At 60.8% G+C, this 12,075-nt stretch carries 12 protein-coding genes and 1 pseudogene; 10 read left to right on the top strand and 3 right to left on the bottom strand.

The window, feature by feature from the left end:
• Positions 1-62 precede the first annotated feature (62 nt).
• From pcaD to pcaG, 4 genes are read left to right on the top strand one after another with little or no spacing between them, the layout of a single operon-like run.
• Positions 63-857, top strand: a complete 795-nt coding sequence (gene pcaD, locus ACX3OZ_RS18880) for a 3-oxoadipate enol-lactonase (protein ID WP_459105197.1) — start codon at positions 63-65, stop codon at positions 855-857.
• A complete protein-coding gene (pcaC, locus tag ACX3OZ_RS18885) occupies positions 850-1,236 on the top strand; it encodes a 4-carboxymuconolactone decarboxylase (RefSeq protein WP_459094520.1) in 387 nt (128 codons plus the stop codon). The genes pcaD and pcaC overlap by 8 nt, the downstream gene beginning before the upstream one ends.
• Positions 1,233-1,979, top strand: coding sequence for a protocatechuate 3,4-dioxygenase subunit beta (gene pcaH / locus ACX3OZ_RS18890; RefSeq protein ID WP_459094521.1), 747 nt, complete (start codon positions 1,233-1,235; stop codon positions 1,977-1,979). Before pcaC ends, pcaH begins: the two co-directional genes overlap by 4 nt.
• Positions 1,979-2,599, top strand: a complete 621-nt coding sequence (pcaG, locus tag ACX3OZ_RS18895) for a protocatechuate 3,4-dioxygenase subunit alpha (RefSeq protein WP_459094522.1) — start codon at positions 1,979-1,981, stop codon at positions 2,597-2,599. The genes pcaH and pcaG overlap by 1 nt, the downstream gene beginning before the upstream one ends.
• Positions 2,600-2,660: 61 nt before the next feature.
• On the opposite strand, the gene ACX3OZ_RS18900 is transcribed toward pcaG, so the two are convergent.
• Positions 2,661-3,467, bottom strand: a complete 807-nt coding sequence (locus ACX3OZ_RS18900; protein ID WP_459094523.1) for an IclR family transcriptional regulator — start codon at positions 3,465-3,467, stop codon at positions 2,661-2,663.
• 164 nt (positions 3,468-3,631) lie between these two features.
• Here ACX3OZ_RS18900 and ACX3OZ_RS18905 point away from each other — a divergent pair, with 164 nt between their 5' ends.
• From ACX3OZ_RS18905 to ACX3OZ_RS18925, 5 genes are all read left to right on the top strand, one after another.
• Positions 3,632-4,648, top strand: coding sequence for a TRAP transporter substrate-binding protein (locus ACX3OZ_RS18905; protein ID WP_459094524.1), 1,017 nt, complete (start codon positions 3,632-3,634; stop codon positions 4,646-4,648).
• Positions 4,649-4,654: 6 nt separating this feature from the next.
• Positions 4,655-5,332, top strand: coding sequence for a hypothetical protein (locus ACX3OZ_RS18910; RefSeq protein WP_459094525.1), 678 nt, complete (start codon positions 4,655-4,657; stop codon positions 5,330-5,332).
• A gap of 79 nt (positions 5,333-5,411) precedes the next feature.
• Entirely contained in the window at positions 5,412-5,924 is a 513-nt protein-coding gene (locus tag ACX3OZ_RS18915) for a TRAP transporter small permease (RefSeq protein ID WP_459094526.1), read from the top strand.
• Positions 5,921-7,198 carry a TRAP transporter large permease gene (locus ACX3OZ_RS18920; RefSeq protein WP_459094527.1) on the top strand — a complete coding sequence of 426 codons (1,278 nt, stop codon included), beginning with the start codon at positions 5,921-5,923 and terminating at the stop codon, positions 7,196-7,198. The genes ACX3OZ_RS18915 and ACX3OZ_RS18920 overlap by 4 nt, the downstream gene beginning before the upstream one ends.
• A 634-nt stretch (positions 7,199-7,832) precedes the next feature.
• Positions 7,833-9,071, top strand: a complete 1,239-nt coding sequence (locus ACX3OZ_RS18925; protein WP_459105198.1) for an O-antigen ligase family protein — start codon at positions 7,833-7,835, stop codon at positions 9,069-9,071.
• 25 nt (positions 9,072-9,096) lie between these two features.
• On the opposite strand, the pseudogene ACX3OZ_RS18930 reads toward ACX3OZ_RS18925, so the two are convergent.
• Positions 9,097-9,800 (bottom strand): annotated as a pseudogene (locus ACX3OZ_RS18930) (transposase); the annotation flags it as partial.
• Between the two features lie 145 nt (positions 9,801-9,945).
• Here ACX3OZ_RS18930 and ACX3OZ_RS18935 point away from each other — a divergent pair.
• A complete protein-coding gene (locus ACX3OZ_RS18935) occupies positions 9,946-10,995 on the top strand; it encodes a hypothetical protein (protein ID WP_459105199.1) in 1,050 nt (349 codons plus the stop codon).
• Positions 10,996-11,094: 99 nt separating this feature from the next.
• Here ACX3OZ_RS18935 and tnpC read toward each other — a convergent pair.
• Positions 11,095-12,075 (bottom strand): IS66 family transposase (gene tnpC, locus ACX3OZ_RS18940; protein ID WP_459105200.1); only part of this gene is annotated, 981 nt, incomplete at its 5' end.

Below are 12,075 nucleotides of genomic sequence, written 5' to 3' on the forward strand. Positions count from 1 at the left end.
GCTGAACTAATCATTTTACATGCGCTACGTCACGGCCTTTAACTGCTCCCCGAAGGGGAGACATGATGTTTGCGCAGATCAACAATGTGGTGCTGCATTATCGGCTGCAGGGGCGGGCCGGTGCCCCCGTGCTGGCACTGGCCAATTCGCTGGGCACCGATGCGCGCATCTGGGACGGCGTCATCGCGCTGCTGGCCGAGCGCTATCACATCCTGTCCTATGACAAGCGCGGCCATGGGCTGAGCGATGCGCCGACGGGAGACTACGCCCTCGACGATCATGTCAATGATCTGGCCGGCCTGCTGGATCATCTCGGGCTCGACCGGCTGGCGCTAGCCGGCGTGTCGGTGGGCGGGTTGATCGCCCAGGGATTTGCCCTGCGCCATCCCGAGCGCCTGAGCGCGCTGGTGCTGTGCGATACCGCGCCAAAAGTGGGCGACGCCGCCATGTGGAACGCCCGCATCGCCGCAGTGCGCGCTGGCGGCATGGCAGCCCTGGTCGATGCGGTAATGCCGCGCTGGTTCACCGACGCCTACCGCCAAAACCGGGCGGACGACCTCGCCGGTTGGCGCAACATGTTTTTGCGCCTGCCGGTGGACGGCTATGCCGGCACCTGTGCGTCGCTGCGCGACGCCGATCTGCGCGATTCCATTGGCGCCATCGCCACGCCGACCTTGGTGGTGGTGGGCGACGCGGATCTGTCGACGCCGCCGGAGCTGGTTCGAGACGCGGCGGAGCGCATTCCCGGCGCGCGCTTTGAGATCATCACCGGCTGCGGCCATCTTCCATCCATTGAACAACCCGAAATATTGGCAGCCAGCATGATGCGTTTTTTCCAGGAGGTCGGCCATGTCTGACACTTCCCGTTTCGACGAGGGCATGGCGACCCGCCGCTCCGTATTGGGCAGTCCCCATGTTGACGCCGCGCTGGCGCGCAGCACGACCTTCGACGAGGATTTCCAGAACTTTATCACCGAAGGCGCCTGGGGTTCGGTATGGTCGCGACCGGGGCTGACCAAGCGCGAGCGCTCGATGCTGACCATTGCGCTGCTGGCGGCGCTAGGCCACGACGAGGAGGTGGCCATGCATGTGCGGGCCACGGTCAATACCGGGGCTTCGCCCGACGACATCAAGGAAGCGCTGCTGCATGTAGCGGTCTATGCCGGGGTGCCCGCGGCCAATCGGGCGTTCCGCATTGCCAAGGACGAACTGGCCAAACTGGAGGCATCGCGATGAGCGGTATCATTTTGCCCGGCGCCGACGGGGTGCTGTATCCGCGCGACCGCGCCTGGCATCCCCCGGCCGATACGCCCGGCTATAAAAGTTCAACCTTACGCGCGCCCAAGCATGCGCTGCTGTCGCTGCCGGGCACCGCGTCAGAGCTGACCGGTCCGACCTTTGGGCATTCCAGCCTCAACCCGCTCGACAATGATCTGATCCGCAATTTCAGCCAGGACGGCAGCGAGGCCATCGGCCAGCGCATGATCGTCTACGGCCAGGTGCTGGACGAGAATGCGCGGGCAGTGCCCAATACGCTGGTCGAATTCTGGCAGGCCAATGCCGGCGGTCGCTATCGCCACAAGCGCGAGGCCTATCTGGCCCCGCTCGACCCCAATTTCGGCGGTTGCGGCCGCGCCATCACCGACGAGAACGGCTTTTACAGCTTCCGCACCGTCAAGCCGGGCGCCTATCCCTGGCCTAATCGGGGCAATGACTGGCGCCCCGCCCATATCCACTTCTCGGTGTTCGGCCATGCCTTTGCGCAACGGCTGATCACCCAGATGTATTTCGAGGGCGATCCGATGATCTGGCAGTGCCCGATTGTCGGCTCGATCGCCGACAAGGCGGCCATCGACCAGTTGATTGCCCGGCTCGACCGGCACAACACCACGCCGATGGATGCGCTGGCCTATCGCTTCGATATCGTGTTGCGCGGCCGCCGCTCGACCATGTTTGAAAACAAGCTGGAGGGGAACTGATGCTTCACCCCGTTCCCACCCTGAAAGAGACCCCGTCGCAGACGGCTGGTCCCTATGTCCATATCGGGCTGACGCCCAATTTCGCCGAGATCAAGGGCATCTACCCGACCGATCCCGGCATCACCATGCTGACGCCCGAGACTGTGGGCGAGCGCATCATCGTCTCCGGCCGCATCATTGACGGCAGCGGCGCCATGGTGGCTGACGCGGTGGTGGAATGCTGGCAGGCCGATAGCACCGGCTCCTATGTCGCGCCAATGGCTCCCAACTCCAACAGCGCGCCCGCCTTCACCGGCTGGGGTCGCCAGCCGACCAATGGCGAAGGTGTTTTTGCCTTCGAGACCATCAAGCCCGGCCCGGTGCCTGGCCCCGATGGCAGACTGATGGCGCCGCATCTGGCGCTGTGGATCGTGGCGCGCGGCATCAATATCGGGTTGCAGACTAGGCTTTATTTCGAGGACGAAGCCGACGCCAACGCCGGCGACTTCGTGCTCAACAAAATCCCCGACCCCCGCCGCCGCGCCACCCTGATCGCCCGCAAGGAAGCCGGCATCGTGCCGCGCTACGTGCTCGACATCCACCTGCAGGGCGACAAGGAAACGGTGTTTTTCGACGTCTGAGCCGAACTGCGTCTACAGGTGGCCGCCATTGGCCACCTGTAGCCCGGTTGTCTTTTTGGCTTTACGCCGTGCGATTGCCCCAGGTGCCAAGGTTGCTCGGCGCAAGCAGCGGGGAGGCATTGCCGACCAGGGCGAGTTCGCCCGCCGTGTTGAGCAGGTCAGCACCCAGGCCCAGCATGCGTTCCTCGGTCAGCCGCAGAGAGGGACCCGCGACCACTATGACGGCCGTGGCCTTCTCGCCTCGTCGTCTCACCGGCGCGGCCATCGAACTCATCCCGGGGGCGTAAACATCGCGGATCAGGCTGAAGCCACGTCGCCGATGGACATCCAGCATTTTCAGCAATTGCTTGATGGTGGTCGGCGCTTCGGGGCCGAAATGCTCGGGGGTGCCGAAGCCCTGACGGGACACGGCTTCGATGGCCTCTTCCTCGGACAAGGTCATCAGCCAGGCATGGCCGGCCGCGCTGCAGGACAGGCGCAGATCGATGCCCATGTCGGGATCGTAGAGCAGACCGGATTTGGCGCCCTGAGCCTTGGCCACGAGGGTGAGTCTGGCCCCGTCAACGATCGCCAGCCGCACCAATTCTTCGGTTGTATCGGCCAGGCGCCGCAGCAAGGGTTGGGCGATGTCCACGACACCCGACTTGCTCAAATAGCTCAGCCCCATCGAGGGCAGCTTGGTGGTCAGGCCATATTCGCCGCGCTGCATCTGGCGCACATAGCCGTAACCGATCAGCTCGACCAGTGTGCGGTGGCACCCGCTTCTCAGCTGATTGAGATCGGTCGCAATACTGGCGAGCGGCGCGCCTTCAGGGCGTGCCGACAAATATTCCAGTATCGCCAAAGTCTTTTCGATTGCGCCGCTCATATCGTCCCTCTTCCCGGATTTGCTACGTCGTTTATCGGCAGAATGCAAGTTGGTTCAAAATCGGTATGTCTTTCAAAAATTGAACGTCATAAAAAATAATTGCAATCGCGCATTTTGTTGGATATCTCCATCGGGCCATCACGAACTTGGGAGGAGAAATGATGATGAAGATGACCCGACGTGCCTTGGGCTGCCTGATGGGCGTTGCCCTTGCCGCCACTGCCTTTGGTGCCCACGCTCAGGATATCCAGGAGCGCACCCTCAGATTTGCCGTCAGCCTTGCAGCGGACCATCCGCTCAGCGTCGCCGGGCAGAAATTCGCCGATCTCGTCGGTGAAAAAAGCGACGGCAAAATCACCGTCTCGTTCTATCCCAATGCGGTCCTGGGCAGTGATCAGCAGAACCTGTCGGCGATCCGCGGCGGCACGCTGGACTTCACCTCGATGGCGACCGGCCTGCTCGCCGGCATCAACAGCGAATTCATGGTCTTCGACCTGCCATTCCTGTTCAACAATTCGCTGGAAGCCTACACGCTCAGCGATGGGCCGGTCGGCAGCGCGCTGCTGGCATCACTGGCCAGCGACGGCATTCATGGGCTGGGCATCTGGGATCTCGGCTTCCGCAACATGACCAACAGCAAGCGTCCGATTACGCGCCTGGAGGATCTGGCGGGCCTCAAGCTGCGCGTCATCGCCTCGCCGATCTATATCGATCTGTTCACCGCGCTCGGCGCCAATCCGGTGCCGATGACCTTTGGTGAAGTCTATAGCGCCCTCGAATCCCACGCGATTGACGGTCAGGACAATCCGCTCGCGGTGATCACCTCCGCCAAGTTCGCCGAGGTGCAGAAATACCTCTCGATCACGCGGCACATCTATACCGGCATGCCGTTCCTCATGAGCCAAAAGACCTGGGACGCCCTGTCTGCCGACGAGCAGCAACTCATCGCCGAGGCCGCAGAAGAGGCCAAGGTATATGAACGCCAGATCGTCCAGCAACAGGACGAAGCGGCTATCGGCGAGCTGCAGGCCACGATGGAAGTCAATGAGCTTGCGCCTGACGAGATTGCCCGCCTGCGCGAGCATGTCAAACCGGTGGTCGAGAAGTTCGCGGCCGAGGCCGGTGCCGACATTATGGGTCAGGTCGAGGCCGAACTGGCAAATCTCCGTAAGGGTCAGTGATCGGCAATGACTCTTCTTGGCGATGCCTCTGTCGCAATGTGGTGGGATGTGAGCGCCGCTCATCGAGCGGAGTTTCAGGACTGGCACTCTCACGAGCATTTTCCCGAGAGAATGCGTATCCCCGGCTTCCAGCGCGGTTCGCGCTGGAAGAGCCTGGATCATGATGATGGTTTCTTCGTCATGTATGAGTTGGCCTCGTACGATACCCTGACCTCCCCGCATTATCTGGAGCGGCTGAATGATCCGACCCCCTGGTCGGTGACGATGATGCCGCATCATCGTAACATGGTGCGGAGCCAGTGCCGAACCATATCGAGCAGTGGCAGCGGCGTGGCGGGCTTCATGCTGACCATCCGGCTGTCGCCGGAGCCGGGCCGGGCAGGGCGCCTGGAAACCGTTTTGGACGGCCAGTTGCGCCGGCTGCCCGAAAGGCCAGGCCTGACCGGTGCACATTTGCTGCAAACACAAACGCCCGATGCTGCCGCCACGCGTGAGCAGCAGATCAGGGGAGGCGATGCGGCAGCCGACTGGATCGTGCTGGTTTCGGGCTATGATCCGGACATCTTGCGTTCGGTCGCGGCCAATGATCTGGCAGAGCCGATCCTGCGCCAGGCCGGCGCCGCACCAGGCCATGCTTCCTCATTGCACCGGCTCTGCCATAGCATCACCCCGACGGACCTTTGAGCTGGATTGAGACGGGCTTTCGGTCGCGTCTCGCAGGCATAGGCTCGGCCATCCCGGTTTCACCTACGGAGAAAGTGGCGTGAACAAGCTTCTCGAATTCTACTGCAAGGGGCTGCAGGCGATCGCCGTGGCCTGCCTTGTGGTCATGGTCGGACTGGTGTTCGGCAATGTCGTCCTGCGCTACGCGTTCAATTCCGGCATTGTGGTGGCCGAAGAAATTGCCCGCTGGCTGTTTGTCTGGGTGACGTTCCTGGGGGCCACCTTTGCCCTGCGCGAGCATGCCCACCTGGGCACCGATATGCTGGTCGGGCGCCTGGGCGTGACCGGAAAGAAGCTGTGCTTCGTCATAGCCTACAGCCTGATGCTGTGGGTCTGTTGGCTGATGTTCAGCGGCGCCCTCGAACAAACCCGAATGAATTGGCATGTCTCGGCCCCCTCCAGCGGCCTGCCGGTCGCCTGGTTCTATCTGTCGGGCGTGGTGTTCAGTGTCTCGGCCGCCGCGATCCTGCTCAACGACCTCTACCGGGTGCTGACCGGGCGGGCCGATGAAGCCGATCTCGTCGCCATCAAGGAATCGGAGGATTTGCGATGACCATTCTCGTGTTTGTCGGCGCGCTGCTCGGCGCCATGGCCATCGGTGTGCCGATTTCTTTCGCCCTGCTGGTCTCGGGCGCCGCCCTGATGTGGCATCTCGACATGTTCGACGCACAGATCATTGCTGAAAACGTCATTCACGGCGCCGACAGCTACCCATTGCTGGCCGTGCCATTCTTTATGCTCGCCGGCGAAATCATGAATGTCGGCGGCCTGTCCAAGCGCCTGGTCAATCTTGCCCTGGTCATGATTGGCCATGTGCGCGGTGGCCTGGGCTATGTCACCATCATTGCCGCTTGCCTCATGGCGGCCTTGTCCGGGTCCGCCGTCGCCGATGCGGCCATGCTGACAGCATTGTTGCTGCCGATGATGGTTGCTGCCGGTCATGATCGACCGCGTTCGGCCGGCCTGATCGCATCGGCCAGCATTATCGCGCCGGTCATCCCGCCCAGCATCGGCTTCATCATTTTCGGCGTGGCCGCCAATGTGTCGATCTCCAAGTTGTTTTTCGCCGGTATTTTCCCCGGCCTGATGCTGGCCGGCGCCCTGCTGGTCACCTGGTGGTGGCTCGAGCGGAAGAGCCCTGTCGCGCCGCTTGCCAAGCGGTCCAAGGGGGACTTCCTGCTGGCGCTACGCCAGGCCAGCTTCGCGCTGGTGCTGCCGATCATCATCATTGTCGGCCTCAGGATGGGCGTCTTCACCCCGACCGAAGCCGGCGTCGTGGCTGCGGTTTACGCGCTGTTCGTCTCGACCGTTATCTATCGCGAGATGACTTTGGCGGTGCTGTACAAGGCCTTTGTCGACGCCGTTCGGACCAGCGCCGTCGTCATGTTGCTGGTGGCGGCCGCGGCGGTCAGCGCGTGGCTGATCACCGTCGCCAATATTCCGCAGGAAGTGGTCGCGCTGCTCAGCCCGCTGAAAGACAATCCCATCCTGCTGATGGCGGCGATCATGGCGCTGGTGATGGTTGTCGGCACGGCGCTCGACCTGACGCCGACCATCCTCATCCTGACGCCGGTACTCATGCCGCTCGTCAAGATGGCGGGGATTGACCCGGTCTATTTTGGCGTGATGTTCATGATCAACTGCGCCATCGGCCTGATCACGCCACCAGTGGGTGTTGTGCTCAACACGGTGGCCGGCGTCGGCAGGGTAAAGATGGATGAGGTCACCATCGGCGTGTTGCCCTTCATGCTGGCCCAGTTCGTCCTGATGTTCCTGATGATCCTGTTCCCGCAACTCGTAACCGTACCCGCGCAGCTGTTTCATTGAGCTGAGTGCGGGCGCTGGCGGGAATTAGCCATGCTATGCGCTGGCCCGCCCGCTGGCTAGCATTGCAAGACTAGGGAGCCGTCGGCATCGCGACCGACCAAGTTGCGGTGCCTTATCCGCGTCTGGCCGGCCGCCCAGAAAATGCGGATTCTGGCAGCGATCTGAGCTGACGCGCTTACAGAGCAAAGTCCTGGTTGGCGGTTTTGGTCTGATGTGGTTGGGACGTTTTGGCACCCGGCAGGATTCGAACCTGTGGCTTCCGCCTTCGGAGTGCAAAAAGAGCCTTTTTTGCTGTTTGGTGAAATGCTTTAAGCTGCTGATATCTAATGTTTTTCTTTGTAGGGCGCAAGACGGTTTTGCCCCTCTTGGTACGGTGTTTGGTCCCCAAACCCGTCCCAAACGTGACCTCTGCCTTCCCGGCAGTTGGAAAAGTGGCGTGGCGAGGGGATTTTCGAAGTCATAATGATGCGCCGCTGGCAAGCGAATAAAGCGCTGCTAGAGCGGCTGGTCGCGATCAGCGTATGGCACACACTCTAGCCCCGGCTTCTCTGGACTGTTGCCGGCCGCCGGCGTGTCGGCGCTTGTTGCTGCCTAGCGAATGCGCTAGGTCGGCGGTATCGAAGGAGAGGCCATCGTGAGACATTTTTCCAGAGCGCTGCTCCTCCTCGCGCTTGTCGCCGGCATCGCCCTTCCAGGTGAAGCGGCCTATTTCGGCGCCTATATCGCCCTTGGCGCCGGCGCACTCAGTCTGGTGGTTTTCGGCTGGTCGGAACGGAACTGTTTCCTCCACCCCGTATCCATGGCAATTCTCGCTGCCATTGTCCTGGTTTGCACTACCCTGCCTTTCGTCTATCGCGGGCAAGCCGACTTGATGGCTCCGGTCTTCATCCTGCCGATGCTCGTCACCATTGGCCTGGGTCTGCTAGCGCGGCCGATCGAATGGTTGCCGAGCGCGATGATTTTGGCTTGGCTCTGCCTCCTGGCCTCCTTCACTGCGTTTTTGGGAGGCGGCTACGCATATCTCGTTCTCGATGTGGGTCGAGTAGGGCTCGGTAATAATCCGATCCACTACGCTTCCTTGGCTTCGATGACGGGTGGCATGGCGCTAATGGGTGTCGTTGCCACTGCATCGCGATGGCGTTACATATTTCTCCTGGGGCCCGTCTTTGGCCTCGGTACGACAGTGCTGTCCGGCTCACGAGGCCCTCTCGCTGGTGCACTTGTCATGGCCGTGATCGGGGTAGTCTTCCTGCTCGTCTGGTGCTGGCGCGACCGTCTCTTCCGTCTAGCCGTGTTCGCTGCCCTGCTTCTTGGCGTAGGTGTCTTTGCCTATCTCATCGCCACAGGCAATGATCGGGTCACCAGGATCTCCGCCGCTTTGGACATTTTCCGCTTCACGGGCGGGAGTGACGATATAAGGGCGGCGCTCTACGCCTCTGCTATCCATGTCTTCACCGAGTCTCCAGTCGTTGGCATCGGCTTCGGACAAATCATGCTTACAGCGCAACAAATCTATTCAGAACAGACCGAGGTTTTTGCCCTGGATAATCTGCACGCCGACTGGGCCAATTTCACTGTCATGGCCGGCGGCATAGGACTTATTGCCTGGCTCCTGCTTCTTTTCGCTCCTCTTCTGCTGCTCCTGGATCCGTTGGTTCGCAAAGACCGGCCCCTCGTGCTTGGCGCTGTTCTGCTCTTGACTGGCCAAGCAGTGCTTGGCATTAGCAATGCTATGTTCGGCGTCCTGCCGCAGACCATGGTATATGCCGTGGCGCTGGGTTATTTCCTTGCCCGAGCGAGGCAACTTGCCCTGTCAGCATCCCAATCCGAACGGCTGAAAACGGGTAGGGTGCAGCTGCACCGTGAAACTTGATCTTGAAGCCAGCCGGAACGCATTACTCGTCCAACCAGGGTTCCAGCGAACTCAGTCGAACCCGGAATATCGGTGGGTTGACCGCGGATGACCTGCCGCACGAGTTTCCGATTGTGGCCAGTCAGTCGGACGATCTGCCTGATCGCAATACCTTCGTCGGCAAGGTTGAGGATCGCCGTGCTCGTTTCCTCGCGCCGGAAATAGCCGTCATTTTGCAGCCTTTCGATCGAGGTCAGCAGGTCAGGGTTGATTGTCGTGGCGGCACCAATTGCGGCCCGGATCGACCGCATGGACTTGCGCACGGCATCGGTAAAAGCAGCACTGGCATTTTCCATTAAGTGCCAGCGGTCGGCAACCTGGATTGCGTTGGGCAGAGCCATTGCTGCCGCAGCGCCATGGCCGCCACCGCGATCGCGGGAGACGATGTGGATTTCCGGATTATCGGCGAGCCGGGACGCCACAGTGGCGAATTCCTGATCGAGCAACAGTATTGCGATCCGCCTCCGCTCCAGGTCGCAGGCGACGGAACCGTACCGATGGTTCCTGCGCCTGGCCCAGTCATCGATGCCGACAACCTTGGGCGCCACACAACCCTAGCGTATCGTTGCTGACGGGCACAATCTGCCGCCGGCCGGTCCTCCCCGAGACGATGGACAACGCACTCCGGCCGCGACGTCCGTCTTGATCGCTCTGCCACAACGCATCGGCAAAGCGTTCAGCAAGGATACGCGGACATAGTCAGCCGTCCGGTCGAAATGGGTTGGACGCGAATGAATGACGATGAACTGTACGAATTCACATCAACTGACATGTTGATGATCCCTTGTATATCTGCTTAATCAATAGCTTAATTCATTCCTTCAGAAGGAACCTGATGCCTTTCTCAGCGACAACCAGTCATCCTACACGCAAGTTAGTTCTACTTTTCGCGGCCGTCACGGCGGCGATTTTGGTCATAGGGATATTGAGAGATTACAGATTTCTTCCCTCCGGTGGTGGTGATGGATTTTTGTCTCAGGTGCTTGCCATCCAGAAACTGGTAGTGGCGGGGGACTGGGGGCTGCTCATTTCGAGGCCGTTGGGCGTCATACATCTTGTCCGCTTCATTTGTGTTGCTCCTTTCCTAGCGGCCGAAAGGTTGGTGGGCCCCGCGGGATCATTGCTCTTGCTCTGCATGTTCCTTTGGCCACTATTGATGACATTCCGGATGAAAGCAGGCGGTTGGAAAGGCGCGGTCGTAATGGCGGCTCGATTGGCAGTGTTGTTTTTGCCCCTTTTTGTTAGTGGGCGAACAGTTTTGGTCGCAGCAAGTATGGGATACCTGGTGTCGGGCATTATGATGCGCCCCTTTTCTTGGCCCCGAATGGTGGTTGGCGTTTTCTTTGCGACGTTAAGCTCGGCTACAGTTCTGTTCTCAGCAGTAATCCTGCTATTGGCGGGGAATTGGCGGAATAGATCGCGTTCGTTTTACGTAGCCAAAATAGGCGTCGCCATTCTGGCTATTGGGCTGCTTATCCCTTCGCTTTTCGCTAAAGCGGAAGGATTTACGACAGGTGCTAATGGCTATTCGATAGAGACATTCAACAGCATCGCGCCTGTGCCTTCGGGATCTGAAATCGACGGTCGTGGCGTTGGGCTAATGGCCGCTGTAGAGCGCGTGCTGCTGCGATCGACGGTTGTGCAGAGCTACCAGGAGGGAAACACATCTCGTTTGGCACTCTATATTGGTCTGTGGGCAGCCGCTTTGGCGTTTATTGCTTGGTCAGCAATCGTGCGGCGCTGGCATCCGATGCTGGTTGTTCTGGCCATTTTATCGACCGGGATTTTCGTGGAAGGCTTAGCCCTATGGCCGATCCTGTTTCCGGTAATATGGTCCTACACAGGTATTGATATGTCAGCTGCGAGAGGCTCTCGGGTTCGCTGAAAGCCGATTGGTTCCATACATAGGCACGACGGCAGCGACGAGCCACCTCCGTGATCGGCGACTGTTCCATCGATGATTGTAAGCGGTTAGCCGGAGCCGTTACCGGCTGAAGTTCCAGGGCATGAGGTCGGCGATCTGGCTGTTTGGCCAGCCGCCTGCGATGCGCTCGAGCGTTTGAGCGAGCCAGGCGTGCGGGTCGACGCCGTTCATTTTCGCCGTGGTGAGGAGCGTGGCAATGGTGGCCCAGGCGCGACCACCGCCATCGGATCCTGCGAACAGGCTGTTCTTCCGAGTAATGGTCTGCGGCCTGATTGCGCGTTCGACGATGTTGGAATCGATCTCGATACGGCCATCGGCAAGGAAGCGCTCGAGCGTGGCGCGGCGGCTTAGGGTATAACGGATGGCTTCGGCCAGTTTGGATTTTCCCGACAGGCGTGGCAGTTCCTTTTCGAGCATGGCGAACAGCTCAGCCACGATGGGGCTTGATCGCTCGGCCCGGATGCTGGCGCGCAGTTCGGCATCATGGCCGCGGATATCATCCTCGATCGCCCACAAGGGCACCATGGCCTTGAGCATGGCAGCGGCGAAGGGTGAGCCATCGGCCGCATGCCGGTCGAAGAACTTGCGGCGGGCGTGGGCCCAGCAGCCAGCCAAGGTGATGGCGTCATTAGCGCCACGCTGCTTGCTCAGCCAAGTGTAGGCGGCGTAACCATCGACCTGCAGGATGCCGCGATATCCATCCAGGTGCCGGGCGACGCAGTCGCCTGACCGACTATCCTCGAACCGATAGGCCACCATGGGTGGTCCTGACCCGCCAAAGGGGCGGTCGTCCCGGGCATAGGCCCAGAGCCAGGCGGTTTTGACCTTGCCCGAGCCGGGCGCCAGGGTCGGCAGCCGGGTTTCGTCGGCAAAGACGCGCTCGCCCTGTTTGATCGTGTGCAGCACATATTGGGCCAGCGGCTCCAGCTCGAAGCCGAGCCGGCCCATCCACTGGGCCATCAGCGAGCGGTCCAGTTCCACGCCGTCGCGGCCGTAAATCTCTTCCTGCCGGTAGAGCGGCAACCCGTCGGCATATTTGCT

The sequence above is a fragment of the Devosia sp. A369 genome (assembly GCF_054489345.1).